Below are 18,887 nucleotides of genomic sequence, written 5' to 3'. Positions count from 1 at the left end.
AGCAGGACTCTGCCGCCCACGTTTCTCTTTCTTCAATATTCAATTTTCAAAGAACAGACTCTGCAGACGCAGTGTCGTGGCCCGTTACGCTTTTGGCTTCGGGGCCTGTCGAGTGTCGCTCACGCGGCTCTCTTGAATTTCGCGGAGGGCAGATTTAGAAGCGAACTTCTTCGTCGCCAGCGGCGCGCCGCCCTCGTTGTTGAGGCGTATATAGTCGGGGGGCGTCCAAAGTGTCAACAGCGATTTCGAACTTTTTTGAATTTTTTGCGACGAAAGTTGGGGCGCCGCTTTTCTGTAGCCGACTGCCGCTGCGGCATGGGGACAACAAAGCCGGCTGTCGCAGTGGAGCCCTATTGCCGCCGTATTGCGGTTTGACACCAAGGCCAACGAAGCAGGCGAAAGCGCCACCCGCGCAGAGCTTTCTATAAGAGACCAAACGGCGCCTCCCAGGCGCTTCCTATAAGAGACTAAAGAGAACCCATAGAGACAGACGTGTGATTGGGGATTTCGGCCGGGGCCAGGCGCTTCGTTGACTTCACCCGCCGTGACAGGCAAATGTCATGGCCACAACAAGAACGACAAGCCGTTCCGCCCCGGGGAAGAAGCAGCCTTTCTGGATGCCAGACACGGAAGATGTCATAGCCGACCTCGGCAACGAGCCGCCGCTGATCGCGGACGGCCGCAGCGGCCCTCCCGACCGGCGCGAGGTTTCGGCGCGCTGGCTGTCGGGCACCTTCCTTACCGGCGTGACCTCGAGCGTGCTGATGGGCGTGGCGCTGTTTGCAGCGCTTGACGGCCGCCAGCAGTTGGCGACCCCGCCAGAGATCGCCGAGTTGATCAGCCTTGCCAGTGGCGACGATTCCGGTGAGGTCGCCAAGACGACCAGGCTGGTGGCGCTGCGCCAGATCGCCAAGGCCAAGGATCGCCGGCGCATGGAAGTGTCGATGGTGACCAAGGTTGGCGACCGCGATGTCATCCACACCATGCCTTTCGTGCAGATCAAGATGGCGCTTGCCGCCGGTCACACGACCAGCCGGGCCTATCCGCCTTTCGACCCGATGCTGGTGTTTGGCAATGGCGACGACAATGCCGCCCAGCCGGCAGCCGCCACCGCCAGCCAGATCTATGGCGCCAAGGTCGAAAGCGAGATGAGCTTGAAGACCGTCGATTTCCCGATCGAGACAGCGGCCTTCGACGAAAAGAGCGACCTTTCTGCCGACGAGGTGGAAAAGGTGGTGCGCGAGGCCGGCACGGATCTGAGCGACGGCGCTGTCCAGGTCGCTTCGCTGCATTATGTCGACCCGCAGCGATTCGGTGACGGCTTCGCCGAAAGCATGGCTGGCTCCTATGACGTCAAGATCGTCCCGGAAAACGTCTCGGTGTCGCCGCGTGACGCCATTGAAGACCAGGCGCCGGCTTTCGCCGAGGAAATCATCCCCTTCACCAAGGATCTCGACATTGCCGAGGCCTTCGCCGATTCAGGCTATACCGGCGAGGATGCCACCGGAATGGCCGAGGCGATCGCCAAATTGCTGAATGCCACGGCCCTCAAGGCAGGAACCGTGCTGCGCGTTGGGCTCGAGGTCCATGGCGACGCCGCCAAGATCGTTCGCACCAGCGTTTACGACAGGACCCAGCACATCGTCACCATCGCGCTCGACGACCACGACCAGTACGTGCCGGCGCAGGAGCCGGAGCCAAATCCCGAATTGCTGACGGCGTTCGACGATTCGCCTGCGCCAATAGTGCGCGGCAATCTGCCGAACGTCTATGACGGCATCTACCGCACCGCCTATTCCTACGGCATGTCCAAGGCGATGACGCAACGGCTGATCAAGTTGCTGGCATCCAGTGTCGACTTTCAGTCGCGCCTCAATCCCACGGACCGTATCGAGGTGCTGTTCTCGCAGCCCGATGGCGACGACCAGGCGTCCGACGAATCCGAGCTGCTTTACGTCTCCGCGACTTTCGGCGGCACGAGGCGAAATTTCTACCGTTTCCAGATGCAGGACGGCAGCAGCGACTACTTCGACGAAAACGGCAGCAGCGCCGAGCAGTTTCTGCTGCGCAATCCCTTGCCCAATGGCCGATTTACGTCCGGGTTCGGTGCCAGGCGTCACCCCATTTTGGGGTATGTGAAAATGCATACCGGCACCGACTGGGCAGCTCCGGTAGGGTCGCCGATCATTGCCGCGGGCAACGGCGTCGTCGAAAAGGCCGGCTGGGCCGGCGGCTATGGCAAGCAGATCATTTTGCGTCACGCCAATGGCTATGAGACGTCCTACAATCACCAGAGCGCTTTTGCTAAAGGCATCGAGCAGGGTGTTCGCGTTCGCCAGGGTCAGGTTATCGGCTATCTCGGCTCAACCGGCCTCTCCACCGGTCCGCACCTTCATTACGAACTGATCGTCAACGGCACCAAGGTCGATTCGATGCGCGTCCGCCTGCCGGTCGGCAAGACGCTGAAGGGCGACGACCTCGTCGCCTTCAAGCGCGAGCGCGAACGCATCGACGACCTGCTCAAGCAGGAAGACAGCAATCAGTTGAAGGTAGCGAGCGCCAAGATCGAAGGCTGAGTCGACGTTTTTCGTCGTCAGCTCTGCTGATTCGCCGTGTCGCGCGCCCATGGCAGCCGCTCGCCGGAAACCGTCGTCCACGCGGTGATTGCCGAAAGCAGGCAAAGCAGTGCGGTCACCGCGGCAACGGCGGCGAATGCCGCGTCGCTGGCGGCAAGTCGTGCCGCATCGAGGCCGGGCGCCAGGCCGGCGGGCGGCGGTTCGCCGAAGCCCGGAATCCCGGAGCCGGCACCGGTGCCGAGCACACCAGCATAAACCCAGGCCGCCAGCGATCCCATCGCCGCCACGGCGATCAGGCCGCCGATGCGCGAAACGGCGTTGTTGATGCCCGAGGCCGCACCCGTATCCTTGTCCTCGACCGCCGTCATGATGGCGGTCGACAGCGGCGATACCACCAGCGCCATGCCGAACCCCATCAGAGCCATCAGCGGGAATACCCCGATCCAGAAATTGTGGATCCCCCAATAGGCCAGCAAGGCAAGTCCGGCAAAGGCAAGAGCCACAACCAGACTGCCGCTGGCGATCGGAAAGCGAGGCCCGATGCGGTCGGACCACTGGCCGACCGGTCCGGACAACACTGCGATCAATGCCGACAGCGGCAAGAAGATGAAACCGACCTCGGCCGCGCTCAGCCCCCATCCGGCGATCATGAGCATCGGCAGATAGAACAGATTGGCCGACAGCGCGAAATAAAGGAAGAAGGTCGCCACATTGGCGCCCGCGAACGCGCCGATCCGAAACAGCGACAGGTCGATCATCGGCTCGCGCCGCCGGCGCTCGAAGACGATGAATACGACGAGCAAAACTGCACCGGCGGCAATACTCGGGCCGGACATCAGCCCCTCCCCCTCGCCGCTCATCGAGGTCAGGCCGTAAGCGAGAGCTCCGAACGCCAATATGGCGAGTGCAGCGCCGCCGAGATCGAGGCTGCGCTTTTCCGCCGGCGCGTCGGCAGGGACCTTGGCCAGCAGAAGATAGATCGAGATAAGACCAAGCGGCAGATTGATGGCGAGAATCGCCCGCCAGATGCCGTCGCCGAACGCCGACAGCACGAAGCCGCCCAGCACCGGGCCGAGCGCCGTCGTCAGTGCCGATGCCGCGGCCCAGATGCCGATCGCCCGCCCGCGTTCCTTTTTTGGATAGGCTTTGGCGATAATGGCCAGGCTGCCCGGCACCATGATGGCCGCTCCGACACCCTGGATAGCCCGAAACGCAATAAGCACCGCCGGGTTAGGCGCTAACGCGCAGGCGAGCGAGGCGGCGATGAACAGGACGATGCCGGCGACAAAGGAGTGGCGCAGGCCGAAGCGATCGCCGGCGGCGCCGCCGACGAGAATGAGGGCTGAAAGCGTCAATGCATAGGCATTGGAAATCCATTGTGCCTCGGCAAGGCTGGCGCCGAGGTCGAGGCGGATCGCCGGCGTCGCAATGGCAAGGACCGATCCGTCGATGAAGCCGAGCGCGGAAGCCAGGATCGCGGCGATCAGCACGAACCGCCGCTGCGCCTGCGGACAGAACGTATCGGCCGGAAGCGAGCCGGTCAGGGGAACGGCGCCGGTACCGACTTTGGTTGGCGTGTGCATGCCGCCTTACCTAGATCGCCGGCGCGCCGGCGACAACCGGCCAGCTGGCTGTTCTCGTTGAAACCAGCCCGAACCTGGCCACACAGGCAGGGCCACGCCGATCCGGGTGCAAACGGCAGATGCCGTGCTAAGCTTCTCGCAGCGCTACAGACAAAGGGAAATGCCGCATGAAACGACCGCTCGAACCCTCGGCGGAAGGACGCGGGCGCGTCGTCGGCATCACCGACGGCGTGTTCGCCATCGCGCTCACCCTGATCGTTCTCGAGATCAGGGTGCCGGCGCATGAAACGGTACATTCCGAAAGCGAGTTGATCGCCGCGATCACAGCACTGGCACCGCGCTTCCTGACCTATGCGCTCAGCTTCCTGACGCTGACCATCTTCTGGTTTGGCCAGCAGGCGCAGCACGGGCTGATTGCAAAATCCGACCGGCGGCTTGCCACGCTGAACCTCTGCTTCCTCGGCTTCATCGCCTTGCTGCCGTTCTCGACCGATCTTTTGGCCGACTTCCTCGAATACAAAACCGCGGTGCTCGTCTACTGGCTCAATCTTTCGATGCTCGGCCTGACGCTGCTCGCCAGTTGGCGCTATGCGGACAAGAATGGATTTCTGGCCGAAGGTGTCGACGCGGAGACCACCCGAGCGGTCTATCTGCGCATCGTCAAGGCACAGGTCCTGTGGGCGATCGGCGCTGCACTCTGCCTGGTCAGCCCGTTGCTCAGCGTCGGCTTCATCCTGGTGGTGCAGTTGATCTACGCGGCAGCGCTGCGCGCGCCACTGCTGCGCAAGGTCATCGGCTGAATGGAGCGACGCCTGTCCGCTTTAGGGTGTGTTGAGATTCAGGTCAGGCCGAGTCGAAAATGGTGGCTTCCGAGAACCGGAGCGGAGCGTACTTTTGGGGACGTGAGCACCGGAAGCGCAGGAAGCCGCCGTTTGCAGGCCGGCATCACCTGAGTATCAACATACCCTACTCGATGAACTCCACCGTCACGCCGGGCGTCACGATCTTGGCGAGCTCGCGCGCATCCCAATTGGTCAGCCGCACGCAGCCGTGGCTTTCGGTCTTGCCGATCTTGGACGGATCCGGCGTGCCATGAATGCCGTAGGTCGGCTTGTCCAGCGCGATCCAGACCGAGCCGACCGGGCCGTTCGGCCCCGGCGGGATGGTCAGGATCCTGTCGTTTTCGCCCTGCTTGAAATTGATGTTCGGGTTATAGGTGTAGTTCGGATCAAATGCGACACGCGACACCGTATGCGTGCCGGACGGCGACGGCGTGTCCGACGAGCCGATGGTCGCCGGATAGGCTGCGACCAGCTTGCCCGCCGCATCATAGGCGCGGACCTGCTTATTGGCCTTGTCGGCGATGATGCGCGCCACCGGCGTCGCCACCAGCCTGCCGAAATTGGCAACCTTGATGATGGTGCCTGGACGATTGAAATTGGCCTCCGGATTGAGCGATTTCAGATAGGCCTCGTCCATGTGGAAGCGCTCGGCCAGCGCTTCGGGCACCGACGTGTAGCCCATGCGATCGAGCTGGGCCTTTTGGCTGTAGTCCTCCGGTATCGAGGCGACATAGGGGCCGGCCGCATCCTCGGGCGTGATCGTATAGGAGGCGAAGGCATCGCCGCCGGATTGCGCCAGGGCCGCCTGGATGCCGATCGCGTCGGTCGATTTCAGATTGCTGCCGGTGATCTCGTTATAGGCGGCGAGCGCCTTATCGACATTCGAGCCGAAGCGTCCGTCGATGACGCCGGGCGACGCACCGGCACGGTCGAGCAGCACCTGCAGCGCCGCCACGTCCTCGCGGGCGCCGAGCGCAAGCGACGGGTCGACCGCCGTCCTGCCGCCAGTGCCTGGCGGCGGGGCTGTGTCTGGCGGCAAGGCCGCCTGCTCGTTCGGCACTGTCGGCTCGACCGGCTCGATCGAGGCCTCGTTGAGCGGCTGGCGCTCGATGGTGCGCGGCTTCACCGGCTGCGCTGCCTCCGGATAATCGTTGCCGTAGCCGTCATCCCGTGGCGCTTCGGGGAAGGCTTCCACCGAATTGTCGCCATTAAAGTCGTAATCGTCGGCAGGCGGCACGATGATCCTGCCCTCGTCTTCCAACTGCCTGCGGCGGTAGCGCGCCATGTCCTGCGGGTCGTCGAGATAATAGCGGTCGTCCTCGACCGGCCCGAGATTGCGCAAGCGCTCACGGCGCAAAGCACGGCGGTCGAGCCTGGTCTGCGGCGGCTGGATGGCGATAACCTTGCCGGTCTCCGCATCGACGATGACGCGGTTTCCCCTGGCGTCGTAGTAGATATCGAGATTGCCATTCTGGGCGATCAGAACGCCCCCCGTATCGGCAGCGCGAACAACCCCCGGCGCGGTGTCCGCCACGGGTGAGGCCATCGCATTAGACGCCAGCAGCCCGGCAGCAAGCGCTGAAAGGGTGAAGATGGTGCGCAACATGATGGCCAAGATTCTCCGGTCCGTAAATGCCGCCGTCGGCGTTGTCCTCGTAGGGCGCCGTGCGTCCTTTCGGACGCGTAAAGGTCGCTCCAACGCCTAAATCTCCGCATCGTGCTTTCCGAACATCGAATTCGATCTTCGGGCCGATGCGGCAGGCGAACCCCTTCGACGGCAAATCAGTTGTCAACCATAAGGTTCCAATATGAACCGGGCATGAAGATGGCGGATTTCTGGCCGATCATCCGACAGTGAGCCGCAATTCCTTGCGGGCCTGCTTCGTCAGCTTCAGCGCGACAAGACGGTGGCTTTCGCGCAAATAATCCTTCAGCGCCTCATCATCCATGCTTTCGCTTGTCCGGCGCTGGATCCATTTCATGCCGCGCGAGGCGAGATACGGCGCCGGCCGAAGGCCCGGCTGTTCCCTCAGCACGTCATAGGCGATATCGGAGCATTTGAAGGTGACGAACGGCTCCTTGCCTTCACTCCAGCCGCCGATCGCAAACACCTTGCTGCCGACTTTCCAGACATGGGCGCCGCCCCACTGCACGACGTGGGTCGTCGAAGGCAGCGAGGCGCAGAAACTGTTGTAGTCGTCCAACGTCATCTGCGCCCCGCCAGTGGTATTAGACCATGAACCGAAGGTCGGCCGATTTTTCGGAAAAGATCATGGTCAAAATTGAAGATAGGAGTTCCATCCCGATTCGATCGGGATGGAACAGGCACTTGGCTTGAAGTCAGGCGGCCGCCTCGGTTGCCACGACTGCCGGCTTCGAGCGGAAGTTCAAGCGGTCGGAGCCGGCGGTGGCCTTGATGGTCGAGCCGTCGAGGATCTCGCCGAGCAGGATCTTTTCCGCCAGCGGATCCTGCAATTCCTTCTGCATCACCCGCTTCAGCGGCCGCGCGCCATAGGCCGGGTCGTAACCCTTGGCCGCCACCCAGTCGATCGCCTCCTGATCGAGCGAAAGCGATATCTTGCGGTCGACAAGCAGGTTTTCCAGCCGCTTGAGCTGGATTTGGACGATCTGGCCCATATCCTGGCGGCGCAGCCGGTGGAACAGAATCACCTCGTCGATGCGGTTGAGGAATTCCGGCCGGAACGAAGCCCTGACGACATTCATCACCTCGTCGCGCACGACGTCGACATCCTGGTCCTCGCCAAGATTGACCAGATATTCGGCGCCGAGATTGGAGGTCATGATGATCAGCGTATTGCGGAAGTCGACGGTGCGGCCCTGCCCGTTGGTCAGCCGGCCGTCGTCGAGCACCTGCAGCAGCACGTTGAAAACGTCCGGATGCGCCTTTTCGATCTCGTCGAACAGCACGACCTGATAGGGCCGGCGCCGTACCGCTTCGGTCAGCGCGCCGCCTTCCTCATAGCCGACATAGCCGGGAGGCGCGCCGATCAGCCGGGCGACCGAGTGCTTCTCCATGAACTCCGACATGTCGATACGCACCATGGCGCTCTCGTCGTCGAACAGGAAGCTGGCCAGCGCCTTGGTCAATTCGGTCTTGCCGACGCCCGTCGGCCCGAGGAACATGAACGAGCCGAGCGGCCGGTTCGGGTCCTGCAGGCCGGCGCGCGCACGGCGAACCGCTTTGGACACCGCCTGTACCGCCTCACCTTGGCCGACGACGCGCTTGCCGACCTCGTCTTCCATGCGCAACAGCTTGTCGCGCTCGCCTTCCAGCATCTTGTCGACCGGGATCCCCGTCCAGCGCGAGACGATGTGGGCGACGTGGTCGGGGCCGACCACTTCCTCGACCATGCCGGCCTTGCCATCCCTGGCTTCGGCCTGCTTCAGCTGCTTTTCGAGTTCCGGGATTTTGCCATAGGCAAGTTCGCCGGCGCGCTGGAATTCACCCTTGCGCTGGGCAATGGCAAGTTCGTTGCGCGCCTCGTCGAGCTGCTTCTTGAGGTCGGCGGCAAGCCCGAGCTTCTGCTTCTCGGCCTGCCATTTCGAGGTCAGCTCGGTCGATTCTTCCTCGAGGTTCGAGAGTTCCTTCTCGAGCCGGGCGAGCCGGTCCTTCGAGGCATCGTCCTTCTCGACCTTCAGCGCCTCGCGCTCGATCTTGAGCTGCATGATGCGGCGGTCGATCTCGTCCAGCGCCTCGGGCTTCGAATCGACCTGCATGCGGAGCCGCGACGCGGCCTCGTCGACCAGGTCGATCGCCTTGTCCGGCAGGAAGCGGTCAGCGATGTAGCGGTTGGACAGGGTTGCGGCCGCGACCAGTGCCGAATCCGAGATGCGCACCTTGTGGTGCTGCTCGTATTTCTCTTTCAGGCCGCGCAGGATCGAGACGGTGTCTTCGACCGTCGGCTCGTTGACGAAGACCGGCTGGAAGCGGCGGGCAAGGGCCGCATCCTTCTCGACATGCTTGCGGTATTCGTCGAGCGTCGTTGCGCCGACGCAGTGCAGCTCGCCGCGTGCCAGGGCCGGCTTCAGCAGGTTCGACGCATCCATGGCGCCATCCGCCTTGCCGGCGCCGACCAGGGTGTGCATCTCGTCGATGAACAGGATGATGCCGCCGGCGGCAGACGTGACTTCGGAAAGCACCGCCTTCAGCCGCTCCTCGAACTCGCCGCGGTATTTGGCGCCGGCGATCAGCGACCCCATGTCGAGCGCCATCAGTTGCTTGTCTTTGAGCGATTCTGGCACATCGCCATTGACGATGCGCAGCGCCAGCCCTTCGGCGATCGCCGTCTTGCCGACGCCGGGTTCGCCGATCAGCACCGGGTTGTTCTTGGTGCGACGCGACAGCACCTGGATGGTGCGGCGGATTTCGTCGTCGCGGCCAATGACGGGATCGAGCTTGCCCGCACGGGCGTCCGCCGTCAGGTCGCGCGCGTATTTCTTCAGCGCGTCGTAGCCCTGCTCGGCGCTCGCCGAATCGGCGGTGCGACCCTTGCGTACGTCGTTGATGACCAGGTTCAGCGCCTGCGGCGTGACACCGGCCTTGGCCAGGATGTCGGCGGTCTTGGCCGACTTTTCCATGGCCAGCGCCTGCAATAGCCGTTCGACGGTGACGAAGCTGTCACCGGCCTTCTTGGCCAGTTCCTCGGCGGTCGAAAACGCCTTTGCCAGCGGCTGCGCCAGATAGAGCTGGCCATTGCCGCCTTCGACCTTGGGCATTGCCTCCAGTGCCGTTTCGACGCCAAGCTTGACGTCACGGACATTGCCGCCGGCGCGCTCGATCAATGACGCAGCCAGGCCTTCGTCGTCGTCGACAAGGACCTTGAGAATATGCTCGGGGGTGAATTGCTGGTGATTGCGGGAAAGCGCCATGGTTTGCGCGGACTGGATAAAGCCGCGCACGCGCTCGGAATATTTTTCAAGATTCATGCCTGTCTCCTTCCGTCACCGGCCCGCTTCGCGGCACCGGATCAGATTGCGGTGACGGACCCGCCCGTTCGAGCCGGATCCTGTTCACGCAAGATATGGGACGCAAACCACGGACCCTCAAGACGCCTCGACACTGGCGGACGCATAATATCGCGAGCGCACAAAACAAAACGGCGGAGATTTCTCTCCGCCGTCCAGGGTAAAGGATGCGCTAAGGTCGGCTGAACGTTTTTTCGATCAATTCTCGACGTCTGCGATCACAGCTTGACCGCCGGGGCCTTCAGCCGGCGCTGCATCGACATTGCCAGCGTCGGTATTGCCAGTCTCGGCATTGCCCGTCTTGGCATTGCTTGTCCCGGCACTGTCAGGGCCGTCGTTGTCGTTGCCGCCATTTGCCTGTTCGACATCGAGGCGCGGGCGACGCGGACGCCTGGGGCGGCGGGCCGGGCTGTTTTCGGCAGCGACTTCGTTGAGCTCGGCCTGGGCGGCGAGACCCGCCGGCGAAAAATTGTCGAATTGCGGTGCGGGCTCACCCACAAAGACCGGCTCAGCGGCCGGCACGGGCTCCGCCTGCGCCGGCGTCTCGTCGCGCCGTGGCTGTTCGACGCGCTGGCCACCCTGTTCGCCGCGCGAGCCATACTCGCCGCGCTGGCCGTTCTGGCCGTAACCGCCATTGGGGCGACGGTCGCGATGGCGTCCGCCATTGTTGTCGCGGCCGTCACGGTTATCGCGACCGCCGCGATTGTCGCGGCTGTTCTCCTGGTTCAGCGCCAGCTCGGCCGGTGTGCCATCGATGACCGGCTGCGGGCCGGCCCCGTGATTGACGGTCGAGCCCGACGTCTCGTTGGCATTGTTGTTGCCGGCATTGTCGAACTCGTCGCGATCCTCGTCGCCATCATCGTCGAAATCGTCGCGATTCTGCTGGGCGTTCTGGATCGGCATCTGCGCCTGAGCGGCTGCGATGATGCGGTTATAGTGCTCTGCATGCTGAAGATAGTTTTCCGCCATCACCCGGTCGCCGGAGCTTTGCGCGTCACGGGCAAGGGTTGCGTACTTCTCGGCAATCTGCTGAGCCGATCCGCGGATCTTCACGTCCGGGCCGTTGCTCTCGTAGTTGCGCGTCAGGGGATTCGGCCCCTTACGGTTGTTGTTGTTATTGTTGTTGCCGCCGCCGCCATTGTTGTTGCGACCGCGCATGCGCCTGTTTTGCTGTTGTGGCCTCATTAGACTCTCTTCACTTTGAAATTTTCGAAAAACTCTTCACGAACGGAGGCGCTCATGCGGCCAGCCGTTTCGTTCCTTCACCGGCGTTCGCCCGCATCAATTGCGTTGGCGCCACGTGCCATCCTGTTCCGGTTACTTCACTTGCCGGACGATTCCCGCACGAAGCTTGGGCGTCGTTTGCGCAAGAAGGCAGCTATTTCCAAGGAAAACCGAATCGCTAAGAGCACTGCCTGCTTCGTCTCATCCGGTTAAGGCGACCCTAGCCGCATTCCCCGGTATTGCCAAGCGCTTTTTTCGCACTGCATCACGGCTTCCACCGTTCGAACACAAGAACTCTGTCGTTTCCGCCTAGATCACGAAACACCCCGACCGAACGGTACCCGGCCGCGGAGAATATCTCCGTAATCTGTTGGTGCTGCGTATGGCCGATCTCGACCGCAATCCTGCCTTGGAGTTCCAAATACGCTGCCGCTCCTGCGGCGATCTTCCTGTAGGAGCTCAGACCGTCCACGCCGCCATCGAGGGCCTGGCGTGGATCGAAACCGCGGACCTCGTCCTGCAGATTTCCAATGTCGTCTGAGGGTATATAGGGAGGGTTTGCGACAATTACATGGTACCGGCCAGAAACTTTTTCAAACCAGTCGGATTTGAGCGCCGTGAACCGGCCGGCGAGCCCCAATTCCCCGGCATTACGCATGGCTGTGGCCAGCGCCTCCTGCGAAATGTCGACGCCGGTGGCGGTCGCGGCCGGAACGGCGCTGAGCAGCGCCAGCGCGATGGCACCGGTACCCGTCCCTAGATCGAGGATGCGGCAATCGCCCTCGCGTGCCGCCATTGCCTTGACGAAGGGCAGTATAGCCTCGACCAGCGTTTCGGTATCCGGCCGCGGCTCCAGCGTTTGCGGCGAAAGCGAAAGGCGCAAGCCGTAGAATTCGCGGTAGCCAAGGATCCGGTGTACCGGCTCGCCGTCGATGCGCCGCCGCAAGGCGGCTTCGATTGCCGCCGTCACGTCCGCATCGACCGCTCGCCCGGGATCGGCGATGGCCTGCGTGCGACTGGTGCCGGAAAAATGCTCGACGATGAGCCTGGCATCGAGCGCCGGATCCGCAACCCCGGCTGCGGCGAGCCGGTTTCGCGCCTCCTGCAGCAGCGGCGCAAGCGTGCCGGGCAGGCTGTCAGCCATCGATGCCGATATCGGCGAGCAGCTTCGACTGGTGATCGGCAATCAGCGCGTCGATGATCTCGTCGAGCTCGCCCATCATCACCCGGTCGAGCTTGTAGAGCGTCAGGTTGATGCGATGGTCGGTGACGCGCCCCTGCGGAAAATTATAGGTACGGATGCGCTCCGAGCGGTCGCCCGAGCCGACCTGCGACTTGCGCGATTCGGAACGTTCCTCGTCCGCTTTGCTGCGCTCGAGGTCGTAGAGCCTGGCGCGCAGGATCTGCATGGCCTTCGCCCGGTTCTGGTGCTGCGACTTTTCCGCCTGCACCACCATGATGCCGGTCGGCAGATGTGTGATGCGCACGGCCGAATCGGTGGTGTTGACATGCTGGCCGCCGGAACCCGAGGCGCGCATCGTGTCGATGCGGATGTCTTCTGCCCTGATCTCGATATCGACCTCTTCGGCTTCCGGCAGCACCGCGACAGTCGCCGCCGAGGTATGAATGCGTCCGCCCGCCTCGGTCGTCGGCACACGCTGCACCCGGTGCACGCCGGATTCAAACTTCAAATGGGCAAAGACGCCCTTGCCCGAAACGGTGGCGATGATTTCCTTGTAGCCGCCGACCTCGCCTTCGCTGGCCGACACCGTCTCGAAACGCCAGCCATGCGCCGCGGCATAGCGTTCGTACATGCGAAACAGGTCGCCGGCGAAAAGCGCCGCCTCGTCGCCGCCGGTGCCGGCGCGGATTTCGAGGATGGCGTTCTTGTCGTCGGCGGCATCCCTGGGCAACAGCAGGATCTGGATGTCCTTCTGCAGCGCCTCGATGCGATCTTTGACCTCCGGCAGGTCGGCCTCGGCCAAGGCGCGCATCTCGGCGTCGGTGCCCTTGTCGGCGAGCATCGCCTCCAGATCGGCCTGTTCGCGCTCGGCGGCGCGCAGTGTCCTGATCTTTGCCGCCATCTCCTGGATGTCGGCATATTCGGAGGCCATCCTGACATAGGCATCCGGCGCCGGCCCGGCCGACATCTGCGCTTCGAGCATGTCGAAACGCTTGACGACTTGATCCATACGGTCGCGGGGCAGGTTGATCATGGCGAAGTCTATAGCGGTATAGAGCGGTCGTCGGCAAAGGCTTGCAGCAGCGCCCGCATCGGCAGGCCATGCGCCGGCGCCATCAGATTGTCGTCGAAGAACGCTTCCAGCTCGCTGAGCGGCAGTTCCGTCAGCATCGCCTTGACCGGGCCGATCGATGCCGGCGACATCGAGATCGAGCGGTAGCCAAGGCCGATCAGCGCCATCGCCGAAATCGGCTTGCCAGCCAGTTCGCCGCACAGGGTCACCGGCGTATGGTTGCGCGCCCCGGCGTCGGCAATCTGCTTCAGGACGCGCAGGAACGGCGTCGAGAGCGGGTCGAAGCGGTCGGACAATTGGGTGTTGCCGCGATCCACCGCCATGACGAACTGGAACAGGTCGTTCGAGCCGACCGAGACGAAATCGACCGCCTTCATCAGCTCGTCGAGCTGGAACAGCAGCGACGGCACCTCCAGCATCGCCCCGAGCTTCAGGCTGGTCGGCAAATGATGGGCAAAACGCGACAGATGCCGCACCTCGCGATCGATGATCTCGCGCGCCTGCGCGATCTCGCCGAGTTCGGTCACCATTGGCAGCATCAGCTTCAGTTCGCGCCCGCCGCACGCCTTGAGCAGTGCGCGGATCTGGGTGCGCAGCAATCCGGGCCGGTCGAGCGTCAGGCGGATGGCGCGCCAGCCGAGCGCCGGGTTCTCTTCCTGAATCGAGCCCTTGAAATAGGGCAGCACCTTGTCGCCGCCGATATCGATGGTGCGGAACGTCACCGGCTTGCCGCGCGCCGCCTCGAGCACGTCACGATAGAGCCGCTCCTGCGCTTCGGCGCGCGGAAAAGTCGAGGCGACCATGAATTGCAGCTCGGTGCGGAACAGGCCGATGCCGGCCGCGCCGGCTTCGGCCAGTTGCGGCAGATCGACCGCCAGCCCGGCATTCATCAGAAGATCGACCTGGACACCGTCCTTGGTCACCGACGGCTTCTTGCGCAGCTCGCGGTAGACCTCCTGCCGCCGCGCCCTGAAGCGCACTTTCTCGGCATAGGCCGCCTCGAGGTCGGGCTGCGGGCGCAGATGGATTGCGCCTTCCTCGCCGTCGACGATGATGGCATCGCCGTTTTCCGCCATGGAAACGGCGCCCTTCATCTGGCCGGCGACGGGTATGCCCATGGCCCGCGCCACGATGACGACATGGCTGGTCGCGGCGCCGTCCTCCAGCACCAGCCCGCGCAGCTTGTCCCGGGGATAATCGAGCAGCTCGGCAGCCCCCATCGAGCGAGCGACGATGATGGCGTCCTTGGGCAGCGAGGCCGCGACGTCCTCCGGCCCGCGCCCCATCAGCTGCCGCAGCAGCCGATTGGCGAGATCGTCGAAATCGCTCATCCGTTCGCGCAGGTACGGATCGGTCATGTGCAGCATGCGGGCACGCATGTCGCTCTGCACCTTTTCGACCGCCGCTTCGGCCGTCAGGCCGTTGCGGATCGCCTCCTCGAGCCGGCGCACCCAGCCGCGGTCGTTGGCGAACATGCGATAGGCTTCGAGCACCTGGCGATGCTCGCCCTCGAAGGCGACGTCGCGGCGCTCCAGCATGTCGTCGATGGAGAGCCTGAGCGAGCCGAGGGACGCGTCGAGCCGCCTGACCTCTTCCTCGCTGTCCTCGTTGAACAGGTTGGTGACGACGATACGCGGCTCGTGCAGCACCACATGGCCGAGGCCGACGCCTTCGTTGAAGGACAGGCCGGTAAAGCTTACCGGGCGGCGCAGATCGAGCTCGAGGCCGGGCCTTGTCAGCCGCTCCAGATCGCCGGTGGCGATCATCTCGGCGATCACCATCGCCGTTGTTTCCAGCGCCTCGACCTCGTCGTCGCGATAATGGCGCATGGTCTTATTCTGCACGACCAGAACGCCGAGCGTCCGCCCTGCCCGCAGCACCGGCACGCCGAGGAAGGAATTGTATATTTCTTCCCCTGTCTCCGGCAGGTAGGCGAAGGCAGGATGCTCCTGCGCGTTGGAGAGGTTGAGCGGCCGCGCCGAGGCCGCGATCGTGCCGACCAGGCCTTGGCCCAGCCTGAGCTGCGCCAGGTGGACTGCGTTCGGGTTCAGGCCTTCGGTGGCGTAGAGTTCGAGCACCGAATCGGCGCGCAGAACATAAAGCGAGCAGACCTCGGCAACCATGTTGGAGGCGATGTCGCGCACGATTCGGTCAAGCCGCTCCTGCGGCTCCAGCGGCTCTTGCATGAGCTCGCGGAGCCGTTTCAGCAAAACGCGCGGGCCACTGGCCGAATCACGCATCGCGGCTTCTTCTCCAATAGCGTTTCAACCGGTGCAGGTTGCCCTGCACAGCGGCACAAACGCAACAACTCAATTAGAGCGCCATCGTCCAATTGGACGCATAAAGGCCGCTCCAAGACTTTCGATCCGCTGCATCCTGCCTTCCGAAAATCGACTCCCGATTTCGGGCCGATGCAGTCTGCTACTGCTTATCCAGACCGTACACGGAATGCAAAGTGCGAACTGCTAGTTCCGTATAGGGACCGTCGATCAGGATCGAAATCTTGATTTCGGACGTTGTGATGGCGCGGATGTTGATCGCGCGGTCGGCCAGCGCCTTGAAGGCGGTGGCGGCGACGCCGGCATGGCTGCGCATGCCGATGCCGATGACCGAGACCTTCGACATGCCGGCTTCCGACTGCACCACATCGTAGCCGATCGTCGCCTTCAGCCGCTCGAGCACGGCAAGCGCCTTGTCGACGTCGCCGGATGGCACGGTGAAGGTCATGTCAGTGAACTTGCCGTCCTCGGAAATGTTCTGAACGATCATGTCGACATTGATGTTGGCCTCGGCCAGCGGCCCGAAAATGCCGGCGGCGACGCCCGGCCGGTCGCCGACGCGGCGCAGCGAAATCTGCGCTTCGTCCTTGGCATAGGCAATTCCGGTGACGACCTGCTGTTCCACGATCTCTTCCTCGTCGCAAATAAGCGTTCCCGGCGGATTGAGCAAATCCCCCATTCCGGGTGCATCGGGATCGTCGAAGGACGACCGCACAAAGGTACGCACCCTGTGCACCATGGCAAGCTCGACCGAGCGCACCTGCAGGACCTTGGCCCCCAGTGAGGCCATTTCGAGCATTTCCTCGAAGGAAATCTTGGCCAGCCGCCGCGCCTTCGGCTCGATGCGCGGATCGGTCGTGTAGACCCCGTCGACATCGGTGTAGATATCGCAGCGGTCGGCCTTGACCGCCGCCGCGATGGCGACTGCGCTGGTATCGGAACCGCCGCGGCCGAGCGTTGCGATCCGATTGTCCGGCCCGATGCCCTGGAACCCTGCGACCACCGCCACCTGGCCTTCGCCGAAGCGCTTGATCAGGAACGCACCGTCGATATCGAGAATGCGCGCCGCGCCATGCGCGTTATCGGTCTTGATCGGAATCTGCCAGCCTTGCCAGGAGCGGGCATGCACGCCGATATTCTGCAGCGCGATCGCCAGCAAGCCGGCGGTGACCTGCTCGCCGGATGCGACGACGGCGTCATATTCGCGCGCATCGTGCATCGGCGAGGCCTCGCGCGTCCATTGCACGAGCTCGTTGGTCTTGCCGGCCATCGCCGAGACCACGACGGCGACCTCATGGCCGGCATCGACCTCGCGTTTGACATGACGCGCCACATTGCGGATGCGGGCGATGTCGCCGACGGACGTTCCGCCGAATTTCATCACGATGCGCGCCATGGAAGCGAAATGCCTTTGACTGGATGCCGGACCGAAGGCCGAAGAGCGGAAAAATGCGCCAAGCTGCGGCCGGGCGCTCAATGCGCGGCCTCCTTAGCCAAATGATAGTCGTTTCGCAAGGCGTGCCGCCGCTGCCGGCCGGGCGACACACCAGCGCAGCATCGCGCCCGCACTGCTTCTTGCCACAATGGTGCGCGCTTCAGCCCAGCTGTGCCGTGGCTCTCCACAGGCGCGGATAGTCGAGGACGAAACCGAGCGGCGAGACCTCCAGCATCTCATTGTAGCCGAACATCGGCGCGGCATAGGCGTAGTGTGCCGCATCGACGCGCTGATAGGTCTGTTCGAGGCGGACGAGCCTGAGTTCGGGAAATGTCAGATAGGCTGCCGGTGCGGGCGTCGCCGTGCCGACATCGAGGGCAAAACGGCGAAGCGCCAAAAGGTTTGTGGCGGGCGTGAAGCCGAGATCGACATCGATGAGACCGTCGACTTCCGCTTGATGCTCGCCGTTCAGCGTCCATTGGCGCTCGGTAAGCCGGTCGATGCCATAATGCAGCTCTTGCGTGCCGAGAAAACCGTCGGCGCGCGCCGAGCGCGTATGCCAATCGGCGTCGCAGTCCACCTCGTAGGCGATGCTGCACGGCTTCCCGTCATGGACGAAAAGCGCGTGTCCCCTGAGGTTCCACCCGGAACCCGCTTCCGACAGCAGGCAAGCGTCGTGGCCTTCCTGGTCAAGCCGGTGCCAAAGAATGGAAGCTACCGCTCGCATCATTGCGCACTCCTCCGAACCCGATGTCTCTGCTTCGTCCGCCAGAGCCTAGGTGTTTCCTTCCGGCACACCATCAACTGACACGTGCTGACACAAATGCAGCCGGCAAAAGGCGGCACCGGCAGGCATCGCGCGCGTCGCGCCGCCGGCGGTGAATTTCGCGCCTTGACATTCGCAGCCTCGCGCCCGACTTCCTAGCGTCCGAGGAGACCACGCCATGCCTGAGCCCCGACGATCGACGATCGATGCCGGAGAGGTGGAACGATTTTCCGCCCTTGCCGCCGAATGGTGGAACCCGAACGGCAAGTTCCGCCCGTTGCACAAGTTCAACCCGATCCGGCTTGCCTATATCCGCGACCAGGTGGCGGCTCGCTTCGGCCGCGATCCGCGTGCGGCACGGCCGTTCGAAGGCCTGCGCTTCCTCGACATAGGCTGCGGCGGCGGACTTTTGTGCGAGCCGATGGCGAGGCTTGGCGCCGAAGTGGTCGGCGCCGATGCCTCGGCCACAAACATCGAAGTGGCCAAGCTGCATGCTGCGGAAGTCGGCGTGAGCGTGGATTACCGCGCAACGACTGCGGAAGATCTGGCCGACGCCGGCGAAAAATTCGACGTGATCCTCAACATGGAAGTGGTCGAGCATGTCGCCGATGTCGATCTGTTCCTGGCCAAATGCGGCGAGATGGTCAAGCCCGGCGGCATCATGTTCGTCGCCACCATCAACCGCACGCTGAAGGCCCTGGGCCTGGCCATCATCGGCGCCGAATATGTGCTGCGCTGGCTGCCCCGCGGCACCCATCAGTTCGGCAAGCTGGTGCGCCCCGAGGAACTGGAAAAGGCGCTTGCCGGCGCCGGCCTGACCGTCATCGACCGCACCGGCGTCACCTACAACCCGCTCGCCGACCGCTGGCAGCGCTCGAAGGACATGGACGTCAACTACGTGGTGCTGGCGGAGAAGGCATCCGTCTGAAGCTTACGCCTTC

General features: G+C 63.5%; 13 protein-coding genes. 3 read left to right on the top strand and 10 right to left on the bottom strand.

What is annotated here, in order from left to right:
- The first annotated feature begins 617 nt into the window (after positions 1-617).
- Positions 618-2,576, top strand: coding sequence for a M23 family metallopeptidase (locus tag RQ479_RS27725; RefSeq protein WP_376703125.1), 1,959 nt, complete (start codon positions 618-620; stop codon positions 2,574-2,576).
- 17 nt (positions 2,577-2,593) lie between these two features.
- On the opposite strand, the gene RQ479_RS27720 is transcribed toward RQ479_RS27725, so the two are convergent.
- On the bottom strand, positions 2,594-4,159 hold the full coding sequence (locus tag RQ479_RS27720) for an MFS transporter (protein WP_376703124.1): 1,566 nt from the start codon (positions 4,157-4,159) through the stop codon (positions 2,594-2,596).
- 167 nt (positions 4,160-4,326) lie between these two features.
- Between RQ479_RS27720 and RQ479_RS27715 the strand changes: the two genes are divergently transcribed.
- Positions 4,327-4,959 (top strand): TMEM175 family protein, encoded by a 633-nt coding sequence (locus RQ479_RS27715; protein WP_376703123.1) that lies wholly within the window; start codon positions 4,327-4,329, stop codon positions 4,957-4,959.
- A 166-nt stretch (positions 4,960-5,125) separates the two neighbouring features.
- Here RQ479_RS27715 and RQ479_RS27710 read toward each other — a convergent pair whose 3' ends face one another.
- The 9 genes from RQ479_RS27710 to RQ479_RS27670 form a co-directional block, all read right to left on the bottom strand.
- Positions 5,126-6,607 (bottom strand): L,D-transpeptidase family protein, encoded by a 1,482-nt coding sequence (locus tag RQ479_RS27710; RefSeq protein WP_352468702.1) that lies wholly within the window; start codon positions 6,605-6,607, stop codon positions 5,126-5,128.
- 238 nt (positions 6,608-6,845) lie between these two features.
- A complete protein-coding gene (locus RQ479_RS27705) occupies positions 6,846-7,211 on the bottom strand; it encodes an MmcQ/YjbR family DNA-binding protein (RefSeq protein ID WP_352714090.1) in 366 nt (121 codons plus the stop codon).
- Between the two features lie 130 nt (positions 7,212-7,341).
- The gene (gene clpB, locus RQ479_RS27700; protein WP_376703122.1) at positions 7,342-9,948 is read right to left on the bottom strand and encodes an ATP-dependent chaperone ClpB; all 2,607 of its coding nucleotides are present in this window, start codon (positions 9,946-9,948) and stop codon (positions 7,342-7,344) included.
- 237 nt (positions 9,949-10,185) lie between these two features.
- Positions 10,186-11,145 carry a DUF4167 domain-containing protein gene (locus tag RQ479_RS27695; RefSeq protein ID WP_376703121.1) on the bottom strand — a complete coding sequence of 320 codons (960 nt, stop codon included), beginning with the start codon at positions 11,143-11,145 and terminating at the stop codon, positions 10,186-10,188.
- Positions 11,146-11,476: 331 nt separating this feature from the next.
- Positions 11,477-12,355, bottom strand: a complete 879-nt coding sequence (gene prmC, locus RQ479_RS27690; protein WP_376703120.1) for a peptide chain release factor N(5)-glutamine methyltransferase — start codon at positions 12,353-12,355, stop codon at positions 11,477-11,479.
- Complete coding sequence (gene prfA / locus RQ479_RS27685; RefSeq protein WP_352467613.1) at positions 12,348-13,427, bottom strand: peptide chain release factor 1; 1,080 nt, start codon at positions 13,425-13,427, stop codon at positions 12,348-12,350. The genes prmC and prfA overlap by 8 nt, the downstream gene beginning before the upstream one ends.
- A gap of 8 nt (positions 13,428-13,435) precedes the next feature.
- Positions 13,436-15,706, bottom strand: coding sequence for a phosphoenolpyruvate--protein phosphotransferase (ptsP, locus tag RQ479_RS27680; protein ID WP_292661374.1), 2,271 nt, complete (start codon positions 15,704-15,706; stop codon positions 13,436-13,438).
- A 181-nt stretch (positions 15,707-15,887) separates the two neighbouring features.
- Positions 15,888-17,141: an aspartate kinase gene (locus RQ479_RS27675; RefSeq protein ID WP_376706029.1), complete on the bottom strand. Its 1,254-nt coding sequence runs from the start codon at positions 17,139-17,141 to the stop codon at positions 15,888-15,890.
- Positions 17,142-17,340: 199 nt separating this feature from the next.
- Entirely contained in the window at positions 17,341-17,910 is a 570-nt protein-coding gene (locus RQ479_RS27670) for a putative glycolipid-binding domain-containing protein (protein ID WP_376703119.1), read from the bottom strand.
- A gap of 214 nt (positions 17,911-18,124) precedes the next feature.
- On the opposite strand from RQ479_RS27670, the gene ubiG reads away from it, so the two are divergent.
- Complete coding sequence (ubiG, locus tag RQ479_RS27665) at positions 18,125-18,874, top strand: bifunctional 2-polyprenyl-6-hydroxyphenol methylase/3-demethylubiquinol 3-O-methyltransferase UbiG (RefSeq protein ID WP_376703118.1); 750 nt, start codon at positions 18,125-18,127, stop codon at positions 18,872-18,874.
- Positions 18,875-18,887: the final 13 nt, after the last annotated feature.

It is taken from the genome of Mesorhizobium sp. ISC25 (genome assembly GCF_042295465.1).
Taxonomy (GTDB): domain Bacteria; phylum Pseudomonadota; class Alphaproteobacteria; order Rhizobiales; family Rhizobiaceae; genus Mesorhizobium.
Note: the sequence above shows the minus strand (reverse complement) of the source record. Positions and strands in the feature narration are given on the sequence as shown.